This window comes from Microbulbifer variabilis, assembly GCF_020524905.1.
GTDB classification, from domain to species: Bacteria; Pseudomonadota; Gammaproteobacteria; order Pseudomonadales; family Cellvibrionaceae; genus Microbulbifer; species Microbulbifer variabilis_A.
The window spans coordinates 203938-227132 of record NZ_JAIVKI010000006.1 but is presented as its reverse complement, the minus strand read 5'-3'; the positions used below and the strand labels follow the sequence as shown (position 1 = coordinate 227132).

Below are 23195 nucleotides of genomic sequence, written 5' to 3'. Positions count from 1 at the left end.
ACATCAAGAATCAAGAGGTTGAAGAACGCCGGCAAGAGCAGATGCAACTGGCGGGGTTGTAAATAGCCCCCTCTGGGGGCTTTCACCATACCACCCGCTATGCGGGTGGTTGCTGATTAACAGTGAATCAGGTTAGGAGATTTTTTCGAAGATGCCAGCATTCAGAGTTATATAGGGAGCAAGGTGTTTTCGGTTTCGCTGGGGAAGCAGAAGTTTAAAGATAAGTGCTTTTTAATGGTCCCCCTTTCATCTTGCTGTTGCAATATACGCGCTCTGAATTTTAAATTTTTGTGGCTATCTGATTTTAGGATTGCATATCTACCGTACAACTTCGTGTTAGATCTCACTTCGCCAGCTTGTTATATATCCAAGCAATAACAACGCCAGCAATGTAGCCGTCAACAAATCCCCACACAGCGCCTATTAGGGCACCAATAAAGGTTGCTGCATAGCCAATATAAAGTGACGAAAGTGTATCGACGAGTTCCACTCCCCAGCCAAACATGGCCGTGATACCACAGAAAAAGACATAGATTGCCCACAAAACACCAATTGCAACGCCTAAGGCGTTTGGAACACACCGGTTCATAGGGGCCTCTCCTGTACTAGACAAAATGAATACTATTAAGTATTGATGATAGCAAAGGGGTAACACACTTGAGCCAAGCTGAGACTGCTGTGATCTATATCCCTATTAACAGATTCTCGGCAACTGCTCTCCAGGTAAGCGTTGCAACAGGCGATCACAACCCAGGCCATTTTTCAGGATTACCTGGCAACTGGGATTGTCTGAGACCTGCCCAATGATTGCACAGGATTCCCCCACTGGGTCTTCACCTAGGATTGCGATGGCCTGACCAGCGTACTCTTCGGGAATAACTGCAACGAAGCGCCCCTCGTTGGCAACGTAAAGCGGGTCTAAGCCCAGCATTTCACAGGCCCCCTGTACTGATTCGCAAACTGGGATCTGTTCTTCATCCAGCTCAAACGCCCTGCCACTCGTTTCGGCCAGCTCCACCAGTGCGGTGGTGAGGCCGCCACGAGTAAGATCGCGCAAGCAGTGAATTTCTACACCTCCCTGCAGCAGAGCCTTAACCGCCCAATTTAGTGGGGCGCAGTCACTGGTGAGCGCACTTTCAAACTCCAGACCTTCGCGGCTTGCCATAACAGCAATGCCGTGTCGGCCTATATCGCCGGACAATAGAATCCGGTCACCGGGGCGGATATAACTGGGGTCTATTGGATGATTACTCAGTAAAGTACCTACTCCGCTGGTGTTGATATAGATACCATCACCCTTGCCTCTCTCCACCACCTTGGTGTCTCCGGTAACCAGCTTTATCCCGGTTTCCTCCGCTGCTGTAGCCATGGATTCCAGCACTCTTTTTAATGTACTGAGCGGTAGTCCCTCTTCCAAAATCAGGCTGCAACTTAAGAATTTTGGCTCAGCGCCGCCCATGGCCAGGTCATTAACTGTGCCGTATACGGCCAATTTGCCGATATCCCCACCAGGAAAAAACAGTGGGGTAATTACGAATGAGTCGGTGGTGAACACTAATTGATCAGATTTCCAAGGCAAGGTAGCGCTGTCATGGGCCTGGTCGATCCAGGTATTTTTAAATAGCGGCTGGATAAAATTTTTTAGAAGCTGCTGGGTCATCTCGCCGCCACTGCCATGCCCAAGCCGTATACTGTCCTTATTTGTCGTTGGGAGTGGGCATTGAATATTCACGGGCTTTTTCCTGTTGGCTGTAGCGGTAATAGGCGGAGCAGGCGCCCTCTGAAGAAACCATGGGGGCACCCAAGGGGCGTTCTGGGCGGCAGTCTGTACCGAAGTGAGGACAATCAGCGGGCTTTTTATGACCGAGCATAATGTCGCCGCTAATACAGTGATGTTGTTCCTGGGTTTTGATTTTGGGCAGTGCAAATTTTTGTGCGGCATCAAATACTGAAAACTCTTCACGAAGCCCCAAACCGCTCGCCGGTATTTCTCCCAAGCCTCGCCATTGCTGGGCAGAAACCTTAAACACATTGTCCAGTAACATTTGTGCTTGCCGGTTACCGGCTCGTTCCACCGCCCTCAGATATTGGTTTTCAACCTTATAACTGCCCTGCTCCAATTGGCGCAGACACATCAGTAATCCTTCGAGGATATCCAGGGGTTCAAAACCGGTGACGACGATGGGCACCCGGTATTTATCCGCAAGTGGCAGGTAATTCTCGTAGCCCGTTATGGAGCACACATGACCGGCCGCAAGGAACCCTTGCACGCGCGTGTCCTCGTCAGAACAAATAGAGGCAATAGCGGGTGTCACCAAGAATTGGGAGACCAGCAGGGAAAAATTTTGTAGTGATTTGTTTTTGGCCTGGGTGGCGGCCATGGCATTAGCGGAAGCGGTGGTTTCAAATCCAACGGCAAAAAAGACGATTTGTTTCGCGGGATTGTCCTCTGCGATCTTCACCGCCTGCAAGGGTGAGTAGACGATACGAATATCGCCTCCATCGGCCTTCACATCAAGCAGGCTGCGCTCTGATCCCGGTACCCGCAACATATCGCCAAAGGAGCAGAAAATGACTTCCGGTAAGGCAGCGATGGCGATGGCCCTATCAACTGTTTCCAAGGGCGTAACGCAAACCGGGCAGCCGGGTCCATGAACCAACTCTATTTCCTGCGGCAGTAACTGGTCGAGGCGGTTCTTAACAATGGCGTGGGTTTGACCGCCGCACACCTCCATAATCGTCCAGGGGCGCGTGGTCACTTTGCGGATTTCTGCGGCGATTTTCTGGATGTTTTCGCTCTGGCGGTATTCATTGACGAATTTCACTGCATCACTCCTGGCTGCTGGGCCCATCCAAGGCTTCCAGATCGCGAAAAACCTGTGTGGCTTCCTCTTCCTTTATTTGGCTGATGGCAATACCCACATGCACGATCACATAATCGCCAACACCGGCATCGGGAACCAGAGACAAATTGATTTGCCGCGCTATGCCGCCAAATCGTACTTTGCCCAGGCGCTCAAGGGGGGAATCGCCTGTGATCTCTTCAATGAGGCCGGGAACGCCTAAGCACATGGGCTGCTAACCTCCCACTGGCTGCCCGGCCGCAGCCATGCAGTGGGCATAGTGAAGTTGCCCCAGGGCGATGCCGCCATCGTTTGGAGGTATCTGGCTGTGACAGTGCACGGTAAAACCCTGTTGGCGCAGGAGCATGGCGGTGCTCTCAGTTAGTCGCCGGTTTTGGAAAACGCCACCGGAGAGAAAAACCTTTGCCTCACCGACTTCGCGAACCACCGCCAGAATCATATGGGCCAAAGTATTGTGGAAGGCCGCAGCCCGTTGCGGCAGTGATTTAGCTTCATCGTGTATCAAAGCACCGATGCAGGGAGCCCAGTCCAGTTCCCATTTATTTCCACGTCGATAGAGATCGAATGGGTAGCTGTCGCCGCTCTGAATTCCACGGGCGCTATACTCCAGCGCTAGTGCGGCCTGCCCCTCGAAACTAGACTGACTACAGAGCCCCAGTAGTGCGGCCACTGCGTCAAATAAGCGACCGGCGCTGCTACACAGAGGGCTGTTGACCTCCCCTTCCAGCATGGTGACCAGATTGCGGCGCTCGCTGCGAGTGAAGCAGCGCTTCAACAGCTGGTGTTGTAATGCCACGTATCCGGATATTTCATACAGCAAACCCGCTGCGGCCCGCCTCGGTTCGCGCACGGCTTTCTCGCCACCGGGCAGCGGAAATGTGCGCAGACTGGCGACATGTTCCACTTTAGAGGCGCCATCCCAGAGAAGGAACTCCCCCCCACGAACTATGCCACTACTGTCAAAGCCGGTGCCGTCCCAGCAGACACCAAGCGCGGCTCCACTGTAGCCGTGTTCGGCCATACAGGAAAAAAGATGGGCCACATGGTGTTGCACTTCCAGACGTGGAGCCCGCTGTTTGAGTGCCCATCGATGGGAGCTGTAGCCGGGGTGCTGATCGTGTATCAGAGTTTGTGGGCGGTGTTGCTGTAAGCGTGTGAGATCCGCGATGGTACGGTCAAAGTGTTCAATTGCGGTGGCGCTGCCCAGGTCGCCAATATGTTGGCTCTGATAAATCCAACCATTGTGAGATAAGGCCACGGAATTTTTTAAATCTGCCCCGAGAGCCAGGTAGGGTTCCGCCACTGCCTGTTGTGACAACTTTGCCTGGGTAATCGGCAGGGGTGCGTAGCCACGCGCCCGGCGCAACATTAACGGGCGATTCTCTACCACGCGCATCACCGAGTCATCCAGCGGCCTGACGATACGGCGGTTGTGCAGTAGAAACCGGTCGGCAATTTTGCCGAGGCGCTGCAATGCCTCTGTGTTTTCAATGCAGATTGGTTCCTCGGCCAGATTGCCGCTGGTGGCGACTAAAGGAGCGGCATACTCTTCTGCAAGCAGTAGGTGTAGCGGCGAGGCCGGCAGCATCACCCCCAGGTCTGGTGAACCCAGTGCCACTAGGTCATGTACTCTGTCACTCGCTTCCGGTTTGGCTTCCAACAATACTATGGGCCGCGCTGATGATGTGAGCAGCTTGGCTTCCAGTTCGGAAATCCGGCAATCCCGGCGCACGGCTGACAAGGAGCTGTAAAGCAGTGCGAAAGGTTTGTGTGGGCGCTGCTTGCGTTTACGCAGTAGCTCCAAGGCATGGCTGCTTCCGGCATCGACCAGCAACTGGAATCCACCCACTCCCTTAAGTGCCACTATTTGTCCACTTGCCAAGCTTGCGAGAGTCTCATTCAAGGCTGCTTGGCGGGTGTAGAGGACTTTGCCTTTGGCATCACAAAACTGCAGTTGCGGGCCGCACTCTGGGCAGGCATTGGGTTCGGCGTGAAAACGTCGGTTGGCAGGATTTGCATACTCGGCCTGACACTTGGCGCATTGAGTAAACTGCTGCATGGCAGTATTGGCGCGGTCATAGGGCAGCTTATCGATAATGCTGAAGCGCGGTCCACAGTGGGTACAGTTGATAAAGGGATATTTGTGCCGTCGGTTGCGTGAATCCTGTAGCTCGGCCTGACAGAAGTTACAGGGAGCCAGATCCGGTAGCACCATGGTGGTTTGTGCTGCGGCAACCGTACTTTCGCGTATCTGAAATCCGCTACCGCCTTCAGCTGGAACCACTTCATTCTCGATATTGAGAATCAGGCTATGGGGTGGTTTTTCCAAAGGCAAACGCTGTAAAAACTTTTCAACTGCAGCTGTTTCTCCCTCAACCTCTAACTGCAGTCCGCCGCTATGATTGGCGACCCAGCCCGTGAGTTGGCAGTCCAATGCCAAGCGGTAAATATATGGGCGGAACCCCACCCCTTGGACGAGGCCCTTGATGGCAACTCGACGACGTTCACTGTCCATCACTGACCTCGAATTGCAGATTTTCCAGGATGATGTCCTGTGCCTCGGCATGGTGAATATCTGTGTGCTCTTCGATTTCCAGTTGCAATCCTTCCAGAGGGGTTCCAAAAGTTGCCTGTTCGAAGTGTTCACGCAAGTGAGCAGCGGATATATGAGCAAGGGCCCCCAAGCGCAGCTTGGCGCCTACGACCCTGGCGCCTTCGTTATCGGCGAGCTGTTGGATTTTCTCGATCAGGTTACTGATCAGGGATTGTTCGTGCATGGCTGACCTCCGTTGTCAGCTTTCACCGGTATCGGCTTGTAGAAACGCGAGTAGTTCCTGTTCGGCACGCTCGGCGCCGGACTTCACTTCGGCAGTGAGATGATCACTACAGGCAATGTTCTGTGCACAGATCGCAAAAATTTCCAGGCGACGAGGCAGCGAGTCCAGCGCTCTACCCAAGTCGATGGCCTCTCTCAGATTAAAACCGTGGCTGGAGGTGGTACAGGCGCTGGGTGAGATCACATCAGCCAGGCCATTGGCACGAATTAAATCGCCGGACTGTTGTTCGCCTGAGAAAACCGCATCCAGAAGGCAAACCTGTCGATCCTTCCACCGCCCAACAAGGGTTACCATATCGTTGCCGCTCTCCAGAAAGTCTGCGTTCTCTTTTAACTGGCCGCGCAACCTGTCGAGCAGATAGGGCCCCACCCCATCGTCACCCCGAAAGCGGTTGCCTAGGCTGACCAGCAGCCAACGCTCAGGAGTTTCTTTTTGCTTCATGTTGCAAATGTAGCTGCAGGAAATGGGTTGAGCAGGAAATACAGGGGTCGTAATTACGAATGGCGCGCTCACATAAACCCTGCAATTGCTGTTCGGGCAAATGCATAAATTTGGGCAACATCAGGCGCAGATCCTCTTCAATCGTTTTTTGATTTTGTGAGGTGGGTGCGACGATCTTGGCAAACGTAATTTTGCCTTCGCGGTTAATTGCATAACGGTGATAGAGCAGCCCACGCGGCGCCTCGGTAGCAGCACAGCCACTGGCTTCCTTAGGTTCCGCTACCAGGTAGGGCTCATCGGGCGCTTGAAATCCATCAATCAGCCGAAGAGCCTCCTCCAGGGCATAGAGCACTTCCAGACAGCGCACCACGATGCTTTTGAAGGGATTGTTACAGGGCGCTTTGAATCCCAGCTCCTCGGCAAGGCTTCGCACTCCTTCGGAGAGTTGGGGATAGTTCAGGTTGTAACGCGCCATCGGGCCCACAAGATAAGCGCCTCGCTCTATTAACACGCTATGCAGCGCCGTGCTGTGGGGCACCTGTTGCTCGCGAAAATGTTTTTCGTAGTCCTGTACCGAAATATCCAGCCCACGATTGGACACTATACGGCCCTCATTCATAGGGTATTCCCTGGGACTAGAGAGGGCGACGCACTCATAGAATTGCTCGGAATAGGGAAATGGCAGTCCTGCTGCCCAGCGGACCATTAACTCGGCCAGAATTCGGGCTTCTATCAGTTGTGGACGCAGTGCTTGAAAGGATTCCTGGCTTGGCACCCGATAAAAGCCCCCCACGCGCACATTGATGGGGTGGACTTCTCTGCCTCCAAGCAGGCGCACCAAGGCATTACCCGTTTTCTTAATCTCCAGGGCACGTTGCACGACTTGAGGATGATCTTTGGCCATGGCCACTGCATTGGGATAACCGAGAAAGTCCGGTGCATGCAACATGCTGATATGCAGCATATGACTTTCGATCCATTCACCGCAGTAGAGTAAGCGGCGCAGATTTCTCAGGGGCTCGGTGGGCACAAGGCCCAGCGCATTCTCCATGGCGTGCAGCGCGCTCATTTGGTAAGCCACCGGACAAATGCCGCAAATACGGGCGGTAATATCCGGTGCTTCTGTGTAGTCGCGGCCCCGAAGAAAGGCCTCAAAGAACCGGGGTGGCTCGAAAATCTTCAACTGTACTTCGTGCACACCATGGTCGTCATAGCGAATATAAAGTGCTCCCTCGCCCTCTACCCGTGCCAGATAGTCGACTTTAATGGTCTTGCTTTTACCGGCCATCGGCTTCCCTACCCATCAGGATTTCCCCTTCTGCCCCCGCTCTCTTTTTTCACTAATTACTTTAAAATGTGGCGCTAACCCATTGAAATTACGTAAATTCTCGATAACGGTTGATCTATCAGCTCCCAGCTTTTCCTCCCACCAATGACACAGGGATTCTCCATTGGGGTTCTCCTTGGGGCCATAGCAGGCATAGCAGCCGCGGTTGTAACTCGGGCAAAGTGCGCCGCAGCCGGCGTGGGTCACCGGCCCCATACAGGGGGTGCCATGGGCCACCCACACGCAGACGTTGTTTTTAAGTTTGCATTCGATGCACACAGAGTGGGCAGAGATCTGGGGGGCACGATGATTCAGGAAAGCGCTGATGACCTCCAATAGTTGCAGCTTGTTGATTGGGCAGCCCTGCAATTCAAAATCCACCGGCACATGGGCAGAAATTGGTGTGGAGTCTTTTAGGGTATCAATATAGGTGGGCTCCGCATAAACCGCGGAAGTGAACTCGACGACATCGGCAAAGTTGCGCAGTGCCTGGATACCGCCGGCAGTCGCGCAGGCGCCGATACACACCAAGAAGTTTGACTGGCGCCGCACCTCCTGGATTCTCAACAGATCGGCGGGCGTAGTGATAGAGCCCTCCACCAGGGAAATATCGTAGGGCCCCTCTTCCACTTTACTGGAGGCCTCCATAAAGTAGGCGATCTCCACTTCCTGCCCCAACAGTAACAGCTCATCTTCGCAATCCAGTAAACTGAGCTGGCAGCCATCGCAGGAGGTGAATTTCCATACCGCCAGCTTGGGTTTATGGGGCTGCCGAGCTATAAGCTGCGAATCTGCAGCCATGGGCGTATATCCTCATAGCAAAAGACCGGGCCATCCTTACAGATAAAGTTTGGACCCCACTGACAGTGTCCGCAGAGGCCGATGGCGCATTTCATATTGCGCTCCATCGATAGATAGATTGAGGATGCAGGTACGCCTTTGCGCAACAGAACCTGGATACAAAAGCGCATCATTATTTCCGGACCGCACAGGAATGCCACCGAATTGGCCCCATCTATTTGGGCCGCTTGTAGAGGATCGGTAATCACACCGATATGCCCTGGCCAGGTGCCATCGCCATGGTCCACGGAAATTTCAAGATTGAGCTGCTGGCCCCACTGTGCCAACTCCTCGCGATAGAGCAGTTCACTAGGGCGCCTCGCACCGTAAAAAAGGCGTACCCTGATTGCCGCTAAATGCCCCAGCAGTCCGGCATAGATAACTGGGCGTAACGGCGCCAGGCCGAGACCACCGGCAATAATCAAAACCTCTCTACCGACCGTGGCATGTAGCGGCCAGCCGATTCCGAAAGGCCCCCGAACTCCTAGGGATTCCCCCGCCTTTAAGCGCTCCAAGGCGCGAGTAACATTCCCTTGGGCGCGAATGGTGTGAATGAGATTGCCATCGTCGCTTCCCAGTCCGCTAAATGAAATAGCGGATTCTCCAACACCAAAGGCGTACAACATATTGAACTGGCCGGGCGCAAAACGCATCGGCAGCTTATCCGGCTCAGGGTTCTCGGCCTCCAGCTTCAAGGTGAAAGTCCCCGGATACTCCACGCTCCGCTCGCTCACCCGGTAAACGGTGGGAATCATGCTGTATGGCCCTGATGATCTGGCCCATAAATATCCAGCAATTGGATACGTGCGGACTGAAGCCGTTCGGTGGCAATCCGCGCAAAGCGCTTCATTAGCTCAAACCCCAGTTTGGGTTCCTGTTCGCATTTATTGCGCAAGCACTCCCCACCTAGGCGCAGACTACGTACATCTTCCAGAGCGCGGGCATCAAAGGCCGAAATATAAGGCGGAAATAACCAGGACCAACCGAAAATATCACCGCCACGTAAAGTGAGCAGGCACAGCGGGCCGCGATGTGGAACAAAGGTTTCCACCGCAACCCGGCCACTGCGAATCAGGAAAAAATGGTTTGCCTGGCTGTTTTCCCGCGCCAAGTAGTCACCTTTGTGATAGACACAATTTTCTCCGCAGGAGGCCAGGAACTGCAGATCACTCTCCGCCAAACCTCGAAAAAAGGGATGCTCATGGAGCAGATCGGCGATGGTTTTCATGGTTTCTCCTGGTTGCGCACCTGTTTTTGATCCAGGGCTCGGATAGTGCGCACCTCTTCGGTGAGGTCGATACCCACCGGGCACCAGGTGATACAACGACCGCAGCCCACGCAACCAGAGCTATCAAATTGGTCGTGCCAACTGGCCAGTTTATGAGTCATCCACTGACGGTAACGAGAGCGGGTATCGGCACGCACTGAGCCACCAGAAATATGGCTAAGGTCCGCAGTAAAGCAGGAATCCCAACGCTCCCAGCGCTCGGCATGTTCTCCGCTGAGGTCAGTGGTGTCTTCAACGGTGGAGCAAAAGCACGTTGGGCAGGCCATAGTGCAGTTGGCACAGGACAGACAACGATCCGCAACCTTTTCCCAGTTAGAACTATCGAGGTTTCTATAAAGCAACTCTTTTAGATCTGAACTATCGAAGTGGCGCGGTCCGCGCCGCATCTCCTCTGCCAACCGTTCCACCCTTTCTTTGGCCAGTTTTCTTTCCCCCTCGCTAATTGGGCGTAAAGGGAGTTTTTCCATAATCTTTGTGCCAGCTTCTGAACCACCACTAATTACGAAGAAATGCTCCCTGCCCTCAATCATCTCGGTCATGGTCAGATCGCTGGGCAGAGTGACCTCGGGGCCGGTGTTCATCGAAGTGCAAAAGCAGGTATCTGCCGCCGAGGTGCAGTTCAGCGCAACGGTGAACAACTGCGCCCGCCTCTGGCGGTAGCTCTCATTACGATAATCCCCCTGAGATAAGATCCGATCTTGGATGGCGATTGCGTGCAACTCACAGCTACGCACTCCCAGGAACGCCTGCTTAGGGACTGTCTCCTGAACCTCAATAATTTCTATGGCTTGATTTTGCTTGGCTACCTTCCACACAGGCCGGCGAGGCAATTGTAGATATTTCTTCCAGGAATGTGGGCCCACAGCGTAGCCAAAATAGGCTTTGTCCCCCCGGCGCATAACCCGGTACTGCCCTGCCTGTTGATCATCGGTCCACCCCTGCGGGAGGTTTGAAACCGAGTGAATCTCACCGTAGGTTATGGCCCCGTCAATTAGTGTGGGCCCATACAGTAGGTAGCCCTTATTGCGGATTGCTTGAATGAGGCACTCCAGGTCGGACGCTTGCAGCCGATAATCCATAGTGCTTATTACTCATATCAAAATATGAAGATTGGGTGCCAAGGTCAGTACTGATAATGAGTGTAGTGTTAAAGTCGCTATCACTCGAAGACATCGTGTATTGATGGAGGTGTTTTCTATGACGGGTTATAAGGGTGGAAAAAGAAGCTGATATTCTTATTGCTTTCATAAAACAGCAGCATTTGGGTGTTTTTTAGGCGTCAGTTTCAGTTATGTAGAGAATTCCAATAAAACTAAAAGGGATGTGACTGATTAATAGAATAATCATTTTGGTGTTTTCCGTGACACATTGTCATCTTAATGATGTTATTACTTGAAATAACCTATTCATTCCTAAAATTTTCTTAAGAAATAACTGCCAAACCCGACTGGGAATGTGCATGATTCAGGTGTCACTAATAACAGCTGATTTGATATAGTGAGCAGGCGGTTGCAAGTAGCTGTTCTTTTATCTGTGAAGTGGGTTAGTAAGTGGAGATTTAGGTTGAGTCTACATAATGAAGAAGTGCCTGATATGGAAACCCCTCCGTTAGCCAATGGTTGGCTGCGCTGGCTATGGGGAGCCGTAGCTTGTTTCTTTATCCTTGTCGGAATCATTGGCGCAATCCTGCCGGGATTACCTTCTGCGGTATTCATTGTTGTGGGGGCCTGGGCGGCCTCTAAAAGTTCTGAACGACTGCACCAGTGGATTGAGGACCATCGATTGTTTGGGCACCTGTTAAGAACCTGGCGCAGTGGTTATATCAGCAGGAGAACCAAACTGCTGGCCACCTTGACTATGGCTCTCTCTATGGCACTGGCTATTCATCATATCGCCAATCTGTATTTACTGTTTTTCGCTATTGGTGGCATTGGCTGCGGGTTATTTTGGGTTTGGAGTCGACCCGAACCAGCAGAGCAATAATGCGATACGGCTCTGTAGCAAAAAAATTCTGCGGTTTTGTTTTTGTCTTTAAAATTATTAAAAGGCTAAAGGAAAAATACTCCCTTAAATGAATAACTGACAACAGGAAAGATGATTGCTTTATGTGAATGCACGCCATGTCATCAAAGGTTAAATCATGACTTTGCGTTTGGCGTCACAGAAATTTACCACCTAATAGGTATTGCCCTGTTTTATCCTCTAACATGCCGCATTCAAGCAGTATGAATTCGACTAAAAAATGTGGTTTTCAGGTCGATTTCGCATTGTCATAAAAATGGCGGATTAATTAGTTGACTTTGCCTGGGATCAGAATATCCTCTGCGCCCTCTCGTTGATTGTGGCGCCCCTAGCTAGCCTCTTCTATCAGGAGAGCTTCGAGAATCTTGGGTTAACAAGATTATCTGTAATGAACGGTTTATAAACGGCAAAGTAATAATAATAGGTATGTTTCATGCATGAACTCTACCGGGCCTCAGATAGTGCTCTTGGTAATGGAACTTTAATCTATAAGCCAAGTGTGCTCTGGAAGGTATTGTTTTTCCTTCTGGTTCCGATAGAAGCGACATCTCAGTTTGAAGCCTTTGCCTACAATGAGCACAACCAGCCAATATGGTGGTTGATCGCGAGCTTGATCATTTACACCACTTATTTTGTAGGTTTTTTTGGGCTGGCCTTCGCCAAAAAAATTGGCACCGCAAGATTTTGGGCGTTTTTCCTGCCTGTAATCATCGTCACTGACGTTTATGAGCTGGGCACGGTGATCATCACAATGAACATGGCGGTATTAAAAAATCAAATGGCCGTCTTGATGATTACACCACTTGCCTTATTTCTTTGGTTTATTATCTTTAGGTATCGTAAAGTTTTTCGATATATAAAATAAGAGTCGCTCTTCTTTTACTCCTTTTCTGATTGCAAAACCATAGCCCTGAATACCTTGGTAGAATTTACTTTAATTTAGCCAGCCTTTATGAAGACCAATTGTTATTGGCACAATATAAAGCGATGGGTTAAAAACTCTTTGTGTGGCATGCATAATATCCTCAGCAAAAAAAATGGCGCTATTCATCTCGCCATTACTGCTCATCCAATATTTAAGGGTTGATATCGGCTTTTATGGCCCCGATACTCCGCCTGTGCACCAAGGGGTGCACAGTTAGCAGGGATCTTAGGGTAAAGCCCAGAACATACATCTCATGATTTTTTGATTTGCTATTGTTTTGTCTCCCCTCTTCCTAGGCTTTCGTTTTAAAAAATAGGCGGTACCCACTTGCAGTCATTAATTTATTAATGATATTTCTGAAGAAAAGGATTAATCATGTCAAATATTGGTCATGTTGAAGGTTGGGATACAGATAAGCCATTTATTTCTGATAGTCTTGAGGCAACCAGTTTTCACTGGGCTGCATGGACTGGCATAGAAGACTCTACTGAAGGAAGTTATATTCAGGGGCTTATAGAACTCAAAAATACCGGAAAATTTCCTATCCTCGACGCCAAAGTATTCCTGGATCTTGATGATAATGGTATGACCTGGGATGCCTACCTGTGTAATTCAGCCGGCACTCCAATAGAAGACGGCTTTATTAGCTACGGCCACCCCATCGCCCCAGGCGAAACCGTTAAATTAAAATATTGGTGGGGCCTGAAGCATGTTGCTGGTCCGACTAAGTGTGACTTTACTGTTACCGTAAATATGTTCCCAGAATATAGAGTACAGGTTCCCAAGTCGAACGCGCATCAAAGCAAAACCTCAATTCAAGCTTCTTGAGTTTTACAGCGCTAGGTGATGCCATTTTCGGCTAAATAGGAGGGGCGCTTAGCCCCTTCTATTTACAAGCCTATTTACATTACCATTCCCAAGACGATGGATAAAATCTTTGAGTAACTTAACTCACCGATTACAATTTATTCCTTATTTGTTCTCACTCCATCCCTAAAACTCTTTTTCTGGTATAGCTTGCCCAAAAGTCTGTTGAAGTACTGATACTTTTACCAGTGAGGAAGCTTCTCGGAATCATCTAAACCTTACCGCTGCAGTGCTTTTTCTATGGCCGTAAAGTCAGCCTATAGCTTTGTCTCCAGAAGCGATATGCTGTACAACCATACAGCCTCTATATCGATACTACTCACCACGATTCATTGTTGACACACTGTTGCCCTTACCATGGCCATCTCTATTGAGCTAGCACCTGATTACTATTTAACCAATTTTCGCACACTGGTTGATTTTGTTGTTTCTCGCTATACGCAGCTTCTCTCCACCAGCGAACTGAGTTTTTACAGGTTATTTTGTGAGCTTGATGCCGATAGCCAGCGTCTTTATGTAAGGCTACTCTCTCGCAAGGGGGTCCCATCATCAGCTGGGGCTCTGTTCAGAGAGGGAAAGCTGTCTTACCAGGAAATCAGCAAGCTTACCGAGGCTGTAGATTCTCTTTGCTCCGCAGGGCTTTTGATCAGGAACCCTTCCCTGCAGGATCGAGAGCTTTTAGCACTGTTTACCAAAACAGAGTTATACGTAGCAGGCCCGATTGGTTTGAGCAAGTCCCTCAAGCGGATGGAGCTGGAAGAGGCCCTGATAGCTTCCTCCACAGAATGGCGAGAAGAGCTGATGGCCGAAGAGGGCCTGCTAGCATTTCAGGGGGCTGAATACTTCCAAACTTTCAAACTATGCTTTTTTGGCAACCTGAATCAGGACCTAACCGATTATGTGCTAAGGGATCTTGGGTTGTACCGGTATGAGTCCTACACACTAGACAGGCACCAACTGCCCTTCCAAAGCCGTGAGCAAATCGAACAGTATTTGCTCTACTACGATTGCCTGGAGCAGGCCGAGGAGGTGCTGGCTAGTGGTGCCAGTGAAATTCTCGAGCTTGCCAGCCAATTGCCAATTGGCCTTCCGGGGGATTTGACACTAGCGCGGCGAGTGGATCGCCTGCGCCTAAAACTGGCCCGCCAACTGGAAAGACTGGATCAGCTAGAGGCCGCCGAGAGCCTCTATCGAGACTGCGGGCAACCTCCGGCCCGTGAACGCCGCGCGAGAATTGCGGTTAAACGTGACAATCCCGAGCTGGCACTTTGCCTTTGCCGGGAAATTCTCGACTCCCCACTCAATGAAGCCGAGCGGTATTTTGCTGAAAGCTTTGGATGTCGTACCGCCAAACGGATGGGCTCTACCCAGAACTGGGCGAATCCACAACCTTGCCAGCCACAGCTTGAAGTATTTACTCTGCCCCAATCTCCAGAAAGAGTAGAGATTCAAACGGCTTTGGAGCTGGCTAGCCGGGAGGAAGGTATCTGCCACTATGTGGAGAACAGTTTATTTAACGGGGTACTCGGCCTCTATATCTGGGACATTCTGTTTGCTCCCATTCCCGGTGCTTTTTATAACCCCTTCCAGATAGCTCCAAGTGATTTCCGCACTCCACATTTTTATACCTCGCGACATACTCTGTTTGAACAGCGGCTAACAGAGCTCAGTCCAAGTGCACTAAAACGACGGGTTATGGAAACCTATCGGGAGAAGCTGGGCATTGCTAATCCGCTCGTCGCCTGGGAGGCGCTCTCTCTGGAACTGCTGGAGCTAGCCCTGGATCGTATCCCGGTTGAGCACTGGCGTTCACTGTTTCAGCGCTTACTTGGCGACATCACCCATCATCGCAATGGCCTGCCAGATCTGATTTTGTTTCCAGATAAAGGTGGCTATGAGCTTGTAGAGGTCAAAGGCCCCGGAGATCGTCTGCAACAAAACCAGCAGCGTTGGCTGACTTTCTTCGCGGTCCATAATATTCCCCACCGGGTGATACATGTGGAGTGGTTGTAGCCTTGAGAACAGTCGTGGGAAAGGCGCTCAAAAAGCCAGATCTGATAAAAGAGCCTGCAGAGGATCATACCCCTTCCAAATGCACCCCTACCCTACAGGTTTCTGTGGGTGAATTAGTGGCTTTCTCCTGCCGCAGTGGGGATTTGATTCATACCGGTGGGCCAGGTCCAACTGCCCAAGAGGGTATTCGGGCCCACCAAAAGCTGCAAAAGCGGCGCCCTAAAGGGTCGGAAGCCGAATACCGTTTGCAAGTGCAGCTGGAGTGCGCTGGCCAGGATGTTGTCTTAGAGGGACGGGTGGATATCTTTCACCCACAAGCTGACTTGCACCAGCCAGCCCAGCTGGATGAAATCAAAACCACCTATTGCCACCCAGATACGTTGCCAGAGGCCACTCGCCGGCTACATTGGGCCCAGCTTAAAATCTATGGTTTCTGTTACTTGCAACAGCTTCGGCAAAATGGCAATTCCGTTGCAGAAGTCTCGTTGCAAATGCTCTGGTACAACCTCAAGGAGAAAAAATCCCACCCAGAGCAGCGCCTTTTCACCTGGAGGGCGCTGGAGAGTTTTGCCAAGGATGCCCTCACCTTATATATCCAGTGGCATAGTGACTGGAAAGCGCACCGACAACGGGTGATTCGCACTGCAAAAGATTTATCGTTTCCCTTCCCCGAATACCGACCCGGTCAACGCCAGCTGGCGGTATCCGTTTATCGCTGTCTCAGGGATGCCGGCCAACTGATGGTCGAGGCACCCACTGGTATTGGCAAAACGATTAGCACCCTATTCCCCGCTATCAAAGCCCTTGGTGAGGGAAAGGTGGATCAGCTGCTCTATCTCACCGCGAAAAACTCTGGCAGGCAGGTGGTGCGGGAGACTATTAACAAGCTACATCAGGTTGGTCTAAAGCTCTCTCTGCTGGAGTTGCGCGCCCGCGATAAGACCTGTGCATGCAAACTGGGATTGTGCAGTCGCGATGAAGAGGGTATCTGCCCTCGCACCAGAGGCTTTTATGAGCGCTTGCCCCAAGCGCGCCAACAACTGTTGGGGCAACCTTTAATCACCCCTGAAGAAATCGCGAAAGTTGGCGATCAGTGGCATCTCTGCCCATTTGAGCTGTCCCTGCAAATGCTGCCCTGGGCCGATCTGGTGGTCTGTGACTTCAATTATGTCTTTGACCCCTTAGTGTGTATTTCCACACTGCAAGATTCACGTTACAAGCGCGCACTATTGGTAGATGAAGCGCATAACCTGAGCGAGCGTGCACGGGAAATGCACAGTGCCAGTTTGAGCCGCAAAGATAGTCGCCGCGCCGCCTTGGCTTGCAAGAGCAGTCACCCACAGTTGTATCGGCACATCCAATCCCTGGTGCGCGCACTTTCTCAATGGAGCAAACGGTTTCAAGAGCAAAACCTCTATAAGGAAATGCGCTCAAACCAAAGTGTAAAAGCCTGGTGTAGCACGCTGGATAGCGAAAAGGATCGCCCTGCGGCTGTGTCTCGCGCTATCCAAAAGGTGTTAGATACATTGAATGAACTATCGGAACAGGCAAAACCTCCCCCTGAGGAGATCGGGGACTGGTTGAAAAATCTATATCGATACGCCTGCATAGAACAAATCCTTTCAGATCAACACCAAGCCCTCACACGTGTAATCGATCGGGATGCCCCCTGGGAGGAGCACCAGCTAAAGCTAATATGCCTGAATGCCGCAGACTTCCTACGGGAGTCATTTTCCCAGTTTCATGGAAGCATTCTGTTCTCAGCCACACTGCGCCCCATAGACTTCGTCTCTGCACAACTTGGGGTCGAGCCCGAGACCCCATACTTGGTACTTCCTTCGCCTTTCGAACCCTCCCGCCAGGGCGTATTTCTTTGTTCTTACTTAGATACCCGCTACCAGGCACGTCAGAGTGCGCTACCAGCATTAGTGGATCTGATTGCTCGCGTTTACCGTAGCCATCCCGGCAACTATCTGGTGTTTTTCCCTTCATATCAGTTCCTGCAAATAGTTGCAGAGCGATTCAAAATGGATCACCCGGAGATACAACTGCTACAACAAACACCCGGAGCCAGTGATTGCGAAAGAGAAGCCTTTTTAGCCTCGTTTAGTGAAGGTGCACAAAGCCTGGGTTTTGCCATTATGGGAGGAGTCTTTGCTGAGGGCGTTGATTTTGTCGGGGAGAAATTGATCGGCACAATTATCGTAGGTACCGGCCTTCCCCAGGTAAATGAAGAGCAAGAGCTACTACGACAATCAGCAGAGCACCCGCAGGCCCCCTCGGCGATTGATGGGTTTGATATTGCCTACCGCTATCCCGGCATGACCCGGGTATTGCAGACAGCGGGAAGAGTGATTCGCACTGAGTCAGATCGAGGCGTGATTGTTTTAGCTGACTATCGTTTTGGGGATATTTTTTATCAAAACCTGTATCCCGAACATTGGCAAATCCAAACAAGTAAGAACGGCGAACAACTTTCACAGCAGTTGGGTTATTTTTGGAACCGGCAACGCTTGTACGATTGCACCGTAGAATAAATGTTTCGTTTGTATTTAAACTAATATCAATTAAACGTTATTTTAAGCAAAGTAAACAATTAGGTGGTTGTGTCGCATTGACGGCTATGAATTACGAAATTTATGGACTGACTCCAGATTAATGTCCAGTTAGTCATCTCCCTTAGAGGGTGGAAGCCTCTACCTGTTTTGTAAAATGAGAAACAACTAGGTATAGAACCAGTAGTCTCTCGAATTACACTCTATCCCGTATAATTACTTGCTTTCATGGACCGCTGTCTAAGATAATGGCGCAGCTATTCAATTTTGATTTTCTACGAATTAATTGATTAGGCACAAATCCTGGAAATGCTCTGTACCTTGTAAGGCCACTGTAAGCTAACAAAGGATGGTCTGAGATCGTTTCATTTTTGAAGAAATAGACCAGCATTTTTCTACCATCGTGCTTATCCCCTCTGGGAAATCATAAAATTTAGGAAAACTTCCTAAAAATTATCAAGCTATTAGAGCACAGGATAGCGGTAATGGGTATTTGTTTTTCCTGTGCACCGTGGCAGTAGCCTATTGATATAGCAGTAGAAAATAGCCTTTAGGCGTAGATATACATATGAAATAAGTGGTCACGATGATCGCTATGAAAATGTTAAAAATCATCAGGGCTCATCGTATGACACTGAGAATTGGAATATTATCATTTCTGCTTTTGCTGGCGGCCGGCTGTGCTGGGCCTATAGCAAAAGGCCCCAAATATACTCCGCATAGTCCTCTGTCAAAATCAGAAGCAATAATTTACGTTTATCGGCCAGAGGCCAATGATGGATCAACGGTTTGCTTAAAATTATTGATCAATGATCAGGAGGGGGGTTGCTTGAACAACCTTGGTTTCCTCAAAGTCAGATTGAACCCTGGAACCTATACAATAGCTCTTCAAGCAAATGCTTTCATGGGGCCAAAGATATTAGAATTCACTGGAGCATTTGAGGGGGGCAAAGCCTACTACTTTGAATATTATTTTTCGAATCAAGGCGGCAGGCCGCCGGCTGAAGCGGTAGCCACAAAATATATACCAGCATTATCTGGATATCATATCTTACTGCCAAAATCAGAGAAAGCCGCGCAAAGTGATCTGTCTACCTTATCGGAGTCAATCTAGTAGTAGATTCCTAACGAGGAATGGCAGCCGATGTATAAATAGTGGCTCTTGTTTTGTGGGTAATGAGATGAAGTGGCACGTAAATTCGGTGAATAGTGCCGGGCCGGACGTTAGCTTTTAAAGGAAATTGTGGGCGCAATATTTAGAAGAGCTAATCTTATAAATACCACAGCGAGTTTTATCATACTGTATTTTGTAATGTATTCCGCTTTTTCGATATATTCGGCTGTATTACCTATGGTCCAACTTTGGCTGATCGCCGGATTTTTAGTGCTCGCCTTGCTAGCACTAAGATGCATTGTTGGCCTATCAAAAAATCCCATAAAGGTTTATGAGTCCAACTTGTCACCTCTGCAAAGCGCCGTATATCATACAGTGTTGATTGGTAGATTTAATATGCCTTGACTCTCTATCCTCCACAGCTTTACAACAGAGGCCAGCTAAGATAGTAAGCGTGTATGCAGCCTTATTCACTTTCTACTTAAAAGAGATCTATCCCGATACTCTTGAAAATTCAGAAGGGCGAAGTTAACAATGCCTTCAAACCATTCGCTATTACTCTTTGGGGCACACAAAAAGCCGCACGCCCTTTAACTTGACGTTATACACAAGGAAAATCATGAGACATATTCTACTATTGGCCATGGTTACGCTTTCTTTAAGCTCTTTCGCCGACGAGTTCTACAAAGGTGAAAATCTTATTACGCCGTATGAACTAGATCCTGACAAATGGGAAGTTTTGATGAGTGTCGAAGGCTCTCTAAAAAGTCTCATGTGGAAGAGCAAGGAAAAAGGAATGGCTGATGCTTATGTGATAAACATCCAGGGAGGAAACAGATCAAAGCTTAATCAAGTGCGGAAAATTCAAGATGATCCAGGGAGAAAATCATGCCAGTCATTTGAGTCAATCGACCTAGAACTTATTCCGGATAAAAACTATAAGTCAGTTATGTGGCGTACCGTTTGTATGAATGGAAAAGACTTTAAAGCCCAGATTTTGCAGCTGGCAATTAAAGGGAGGGATAATGTTTACCATCTTCAAAAAATTTGGCGCGGCGATGTATCTAAAGAAGAGATGGAAAATTGGGCGAAAAATTTTAGGGAAGTGTACGTATGTGACACCCGTAAGAAAGAAAAGCAGTGCCCAGTCGGTTATGGAAAAGTCAAAAATGTATAACAAACAAAGGCTGACCCTCCCTTTCGGAGCACGCTGCTTTTTGGGGTATTAAAGGGTCTGTATGAATTTCCGTTGCTGTAATAAAATTAAACGGCCTCGCATCCAATTTAGAGCAAGTATTGCAGACCTAATAGGAATAATTTTTCTTGGTGGGTTTTTCTCTGGCATATTGTACCTGGTTGGTTGGGGTGTTTTAACCGCGCTGATTTCATCCATTGATTCAGGTGAGTTTGGGGATAGAAATTGGTATGGGGTTCGAAGTGGTGCAGGCTATCTATTAATGCTTTTTTTGATCTTGAAGTCGGTGCCGTACTTCCTAAAAATGTTGAGTTTTTTTGTAAACTATAAACTTAAAATTAAGAGCGTCTGCAATGTATGTGGCGTTGAGAATATACACGCCCACTTCCCTACTACGGCAGATCCATTTTAACAATATCAGGTTATCGACGTGCAAGGTTCGCGCAACTACTGCAAGTGTAATGTGAATCAATTATGAACCTAAAGAGAAGCTTCATAGGGTTTTTTCTTGCGCCGTCAGCTTCGATCTTGGTTTGGCTTGCCCTATTCATACCTGAAGTTGCAAAGGGCGAAATGCAAGCCCATGAGGCGATCTTGTTATTTTTTATGGTAAGTATAGGTTTTCTTGCAATTTCCTACACTTTTACCTTGGCGGTAGGAATCCCAACACATATTGTATTGAATCGGCTGTCAATAGAGCATTGGCTACCTTACTGTCTGGTTGGTTTACTAAGCCCTGCGTTGTTTCAATATTTTATGAATGCAAAGCATAATACGCCGGCACAATTGCAAGACGTTGGCTATGGAATATATATGTCGTGTGGCTTCTTGGTTTCACTTACCTTTTGGTTCGTATCCGTTAAGCCACATTATAAGTTTAGGGAAGTAGGTAGCTAAAGAGGCCTAGTGATATAGTTCATGATGAGAAAGTGTCCAAAATGCAAAAAGAAAGCGATAAAGGTAAAGGTACTGTCATTCTCAAGTAGAATGCATTGCGACAATTGCTTCTTTCAGTATAAATACACATCCTTATCTAAGTGGGCGTCATCATTCGGATGGATATTTATCCCCTGCCTTCCCATCTATACGGGGTTGGCATTTGAAAGTTTGCTTGTGTTTGGTTCCTTATTACTAATTGTTCCGTTTCTAGTTGAATATGTTTTTGCAAGCTATTGCTCACTAAAACCAGTCGGCATTAGAGCCTTAAGGGAGAAGATTCGTGGAAAAAACTTATAAGAAGCTACGGCACAATTGCTCTTTCACCTGCCCATTATTAATAAGCAATAATTAAAATCGAGAAAGAAAGTATGAGAATATTATTAGCGTTCTTTTTGGCATCACTAGCAGGGTGCGCAAGTACAAATGAATTTGATGGCCCCAACAATCATCACATCAGAATTGACGATGGATTGTTTTATATCAGGGAGGTTGCGGCTGGCAGAGTCTTTGAAAGCTCTGACAAGGTAAAGGTAGACTGGGAGTACAAGGCTTCCGAGCTCTGTGGCGGCAAGTTTGAGACAATGATATATCAAGATGGCGAGCATCATTACATGGTTACGGACGTAGAAACACTCTTCCTGCCACTTATAACCATGACAGGTGCACCAAGAGTTGAGGGGGTAGTGAGATGCGAGAATTCGCCATTTACTACAGCTCAAGCAACGAAGGTACTTGTTCGAGAAATGTATCTGCTTACAGAAAAACCTCAGTAAATCAAAATAGCCTATTTAATGCCGGGTCCTCTCATTGCATGCTCCGGCCATTATTGAGGCGCTATGCATCGGTATAGCAAATGTATCAACCATCAAAAGCGGAGAAAATTGCTAGAGGATTAATGCTGGGGCTTGTTCCTATCACTTTTCTAATTTTTATCTATGTGGGTTTCTTCGCACTACTGACTAGAGGAACAACTTACACAGGAGTTATCGGTGGGCTTTTCTTTGCCAGCCATGAAGAAACTTTTTTTTGCATACTTACAATTGTATATATTGTATCCGCCGTTTTTGGATATTTTAAAGGCTGGGAAGGTTACTCCAAAGTGTTTTCATTGTTAGGTAAGTGGCTAGATTATACGGGCGGAATTTTAGTGGATCCTGGAGCCAAAGTTCTCACTCCGAGGGATCGTGTGAGGAAAATGCACAACAATCACAAGGTGTGAGGCTTCGGGCCTCTACGGAATGTTAAGTATCAATGATAGACATAGTGTTAGTAATCATCTGGATGAGTATATGCACTCACTGGGCATATCTACACCTTCTCTTTTATCGAGAGTTTAAAAGCCGAGAACCAGCAACTTTCAAAGCAAACTCAGGTTGGTCCCCGCTAAAATATACTACCGGTTTTGCTTGCTTCGATTTTGCATTATCTGGCGGTCACAAAAGCTGTAAACATGAACCGGTCGTTGCTGCTGGCAATAATTTGGTTAAAGCTTACGATTCAAAGTTTAAATATTTGGGCTTTGGGTTACTGTTGTCATGTATTTGGTCTGCACTGTCATTATTCATTTGGGGAACATAGTGCAATTACCCTGCAAGTTGCTCAAGTTCACCCCGTGCCTCTGGCCTCTTGAGGAATAGCCTACTCCGAGATATCCCTTAAAAAGGAGAGGTATACGGATTCAAAAAACCACTGATTTTTGGTGGAGAAGTTGTAGCTGAAAATGTAGAAGCTATGAATCTTGTGGTCTACATTTCTTTTCAAGGGCAAATCCATGAGCAGCTTCAAGGTGTTCCCCCAGGCACCAAAATCGCGAATATCCATCTGTGCAAACCCCAAAAGCCTTGGTGGAAATTTTGGGGTTGATCTCTGCTCGTATTACACGAATACACACAAATGCCTGACTACACTTTTCCCAAAGGCATTTCGCAATAAACATACGCCAGTACTAGAGACACTCTAGAAACCCTT

The 23195-nt window shown here is 48.8% G+C and carries 21 protein-coding genes and 1 pseudogene; 10 read left to right on the top strand and 12 right to left on the bottom strand.

Annotated features, from left to right (window positions below; translation table 11 throughout):
* Positions 1–343: 343 nt before the first annotated feature.
* The 12 genes from LC073_RS09740 to LC073_RS09685 all read right to left on the bottom strand — a co-directional run bounded on the left by LC073_RS09740 (position 344) and on the right by LC073_RS09685 (position 10676).
* Entirely contained in the window at positions 344–589 is a 246-nt protein-coding gene (locus tag LC073_RS09740) for a bacteriophage holin (RefSeq protein ID WP_226646525.1), read from the bottom strand.
* A gap of 105 nt (positions 590–694) precedes the next feature.
* Positions 695–1732 (bottom strand): hydrogenase expression/formation protein HypE, encoded by a 1038-nt coding sequence (gene hypE, locus LC073_RS09735; protein ID WP_226646523.1) that lies wholly within the window; start codon positions 1730–1732, stop codon positions 695–697.
* Positions 1698–2825, bottom strand: coding sequence for a hydrogenase formation protein HypD (gene hypD, locus LC073_RS09730; protein ID WP_226646521.1), 1128 nt, complete (start codon positions 2823–2825; stop codon positions 1698–1700). Before hypD ends, hypE begins: the two co-directional genes overlap by 35 nt.
* Positions 2826–2829: 4 nt before the next feature.
* A complete protein-coding gene (locus LC073_RS09725; protein WP_226646519.1) occupies positions 2830–3072 on the bottom strand; it encodes a HypC/HybG/HupF family hydrogenase formation chaperone in 243 nt (80 codons plus the stop codon).
* 6 nt (positions 3073–3078) lie between these two features.
* Complete coding sequence (hypF, locus tag LC073_RS09720; protein WP_226646517.1) at positions 3079–5379, bottom strand: carbamoyltransferase HypF; 2301 nt, start codon at positions 5377–5379, stop codon at positions 3079–3081.
* Complete coding sequence (locus tag LC073_RS09715) at positions 5369–5641, bottom strand: hydrogenase/urease maturation nickel metallochaperone HypA (RefSeq protein WP_226646514.1); 273 nt, start codon at positions 5639–5641, stop codon at positions 5369–5371. Before LC073_RS09715 ends, hypF begins: the two co-directional genes overlap by 11 nt.
* 15 nt (positions 5642–5656) lie before the next feature.
* The gene (locus LC073_RS09710; protein ID WP_226646512.1) at positions 5657–6142 is read right to left on the bottom strand and encodes a hydrogenase maturation protease; all 486 of its coding nucleotides are present in this window, start codon (positions 6140–6142) and stop codon (positions 5657–5659) included.
* On the bottom strand, positions 6120–7430 hold the full coding sequence (locus LC073_RS09705) for a Ni/Fe hydrogenase subunit alpha (protein ID WP_226646510.1): 1311 nt from the start codon (positions 7428–7430) through the stop codon (positions 6120–6122). Before LC073_RS09705 ends, LC073_RS09710 begins: the two co-directional genes overlap by 23 nt.
* A 15-nt stretch (positions 7431–7445) precedes the next feature.
* Complete coding sequence (locus tag LC073_RS09700; protein ID WP_226646508.1) at positions 7446–8270, bottom strand: oxidoreductase; 825 nt, start codon at positions 8268–8270, stop codon at positions 7446–7448.
* Entirely contained in the window at positions 8246–9064 is an 819-nt protein-coding gene (locus LC073_RS09695) for an FAD/NAD(P)-binding protein (protein WP_226646506.1), read from the bottom strand. The genes LC073_RS09700 and LC073_RS09695 overlap by 25 nt, the downstream gene beginning before the upstream one ends.
* Positions 9061–9537, bottom strand: a complete 477-nt coding sequence (locus LC073_RS09690; RefSeq protein ID WP_226646504.1) for a cyclic nucleotide-binding domain-containing protein — start codon at positions 9535–9537, stop codon at positions 9061–9063. Before LC073_RS09690 ends, LC073_RS09695 begins: the two co-directional genes overlap by 4 nt.
* Positions 9534–10676 (bottom strand): 4Fe-4S dicluster domain-containing protein, encoded by a 1143-nt coding sequence (locus LC073_RS09685; RefSeq protein ID WP_226646502.1) that lies wholly within the window; start codon positions 10674–10676, stop codon positions 9534–9536. The genes LC073_RS09690 and LC073_RS09685 overlap by 4 nt, the downstream gene beginning before the upstream one ends.
* A gap of 484 nt (positions 10677–11160) precedes the next feature.
* Here LC073_RS09685 and LC073_RS09680 point away from each other — a divergent pair, with 484 nt between their 5' ends.
* From LC073_RS09680 to LC073_RS21930, 10 genes and pseudogenes are all read left to right on the top strand, one after another.
* Positions 11161–11580 (top strand): YbaN family protein, encoded by a 420-nt coding sequence (locus LC073_RS09680; protein WP_226646500.1) that lies wholly within the window; start codon positions 11161–11163, stop codon positions 11578–11580.
* A 472-nt stretch (positions 11581–12052) separates the two neighbouring features.
* Positions 12053–12484: a hypothetical protein gene (locus LC073_RS09675; RefSeq protein WP_226646499.1), complete on the top strand. Its 432-nt coding sequence runs from the start codon at positions 12053–12055 to the stop codon at positions 12482–12484.
* A 435-nt stretch (positions 12485–12919) separates the two neighbouring features.
* Entirely contained in the window at positions 12920–13372 is a 453-nt protein-coding gene (locus LC073_RS09670; RefSeq protein WP_226646498.1) for a hypothetical protein, read from the top strand.
* 396 nt (positions 13373–13768) lie between these two features.
* Positions 13769–15424: a VRR-NUC domain-containing protein gene (locus tag LC073_RS09665; RefSeq protein WP_226646497.1), complete on the top strand. Its 1656-nt coding sequence runs from the start codon at positions 13769–13771 to the stop codon at positions 15422–15424.
* Positions 15425–15426: 2 nt separating this feature from the next.
* Positions 15427–17961, top strand: coding sequence for an ATP-dependent DNA helicase (locus LC073_RS09660; RefSeq protein WP_226646496.1), 2535 nt, complete (start codon positions 15427–15429; stop codon positions 17959–17961).
* Positions 17962–18565: 604 nt separating this feature from the next.
* Entirely contained in the window at positions 18566–19093 is a 528-nt protein-coding gene (locus LC073_RS09655) for a DUF2846 domain-containing protein (protein ID WP_226646495.1), read from the top strand.
* A 619-nt stretch (positions 19094–19712) separates the two neighbouring features.
* Complete coding sequence (locus LC073_RS09650) at positions 19713–20270, top strand: hypothetical protein (RefSeq protein ID WP_226646494.1); 558 nt, start codon at positions 19713–19715, stop codon at positions 20268–20270.
* 1325 nt (positions 20271–21595) lie between these two features.
* Positions 21596–22000 (top strand): hypothetical protein, encoded by a 405-nt coding sequence (locus LC073_RS09645; RefSeq protein WP_226646492.1) that lies wholly within the window; start codon positions 21596–21598, stop codon positions 21998–22000.
* Between the two features lie 80 nt (positions 22001–22080).
* Positions 22081–22446, top strand: coding sequence for a hypothetical protein (locus tag LC073_RS09640; protein WP_226646490.1), 366 nt, complete (start codon positions 22081–22083; stop codon positions 22444–22446).
* Between the two features lie 452 nt (positions 22447–22898).
* A pseudogene (locus tag LC073_RS21930) lies at positions 22899–23090 on the top strand (T6SS immunity protein Tdi1 domain-containing protein); the annotation flags it as partial.
* Positions 23091–23195: the final 105 nt, after the last annotated feature.

Coding starts and splice junctions, on each gene's coding strand:
- LC073_RS09740 (WP_226646525.1), bottom strand. CDS start 589: ATGAACCGGTGTGTTCCAAACGCCTTAGGCGTTGCAATTGGTGTTTTG.
- LC073_RS09725 (WP_226646519.1), bottom strand. CDS start 3,072: ATGTGCTTAGGCGTTCCCGGCCTCATTGAAGAGATCACAGGCGATTCC.
- hypF (WP_226646517.1), bottom strand. CDS start 5,379: ATGGACAGTGAACGTCGTCGAGTTGCCATCAAGGGCCTCGTCCAAGGG.
- LC073_RS09715 (WP_226646514.1), bottom strand. CDS start 5,641: ATGCACGAACAATCCCTGATCAGTAACCTGATCGAGAAAATCCAACAG.
- LC073_RS09710 (WP_226646512.1), bottom strand. CDS start 6,142: ATGAAGCAAAAAGAAACTCCTGAGCGTTGGCTGCTGGTCAGCCTAGGC.
- LC073_RS09705 (WP_226646510.1), bottom strand. CDS start 7,430: ATGGCCGGTAAAAGCAAGACCATTAAAGTCGACTATCTGGCACGGGTA.
- LC073_RS09700 (WP_226646508.1), bottom strand. CDS start 8,270: ATGGCTGCAGATTCGCAGCTTATAGCTCGGCAGCCCCATAAACCCAAG.
- LC073_RS09695 (WP_226646506.1), bottom strand. CDS start 9,064: ATGATTCCCACCGTTTACCGGGTGAGCGAGCGGAGCGTGGAGTATCCG.
- LC073_RS09690 (WP_226646504.1), bottom strand. CDS start 9,537: ATGAAAACCATCGCCGATCTGCTCCATGAGCATCCCTTTTTTCGAGGT.
- LC073_RS09685 (WP_226646502.1), bottom strand. CDS start 10,676: ATGGATTATCGGCTGCAAGCGTCCGACCTGGAGTGCCTCATTCAAGCA.
- LC073_RS09675 (WP_226646499.1), top strand. CDS start 12,053: ATGCATGAACTCTACCGGGCCTCAGATAGTGCTCTTGGTAATGGAACT.
- LC073_RS09670 (WP_226646498.1), top strand. CDS start 12,920: ATGTCAAATATTGGTCATGTTGAAGGTTGGGATACAGATAAGCCATTT.
- LC073_RS09665 (WP_226646497.1), top strand. CDS start 13,769: ATGGCCATCTCTATTGAGCTAGCACCTGATTACTATTTAACCAATTTT.
- LC073_RS09655 (WP_226646495.1), top strand. CDS start 18,566: ATGATCGCTATGAAAATGTTAAAAATCATCAGGGCTCATCGTATGACA.
- LC073_RS09650 (WP_226646494.1), top strand. CDS start 19,713: ATGAGACATATTCTACTATTGGCCATGGTTACGCTTTCTTTAAGCTCT.
- LC073_RS09645 (WP_226646492.1), top strand. CDS start 21,596: ATGAGAATATTATTAGCGTTCTTTTTGGCATCACTAGCAGGGTGCGCA.
- LC073_RS09640 (WP_226646490.1), top strand. CDS start 22,081: ATGTATCAACCATCAAAAGCGGAGAAAATTGCTAGAGGATTAATGCTG.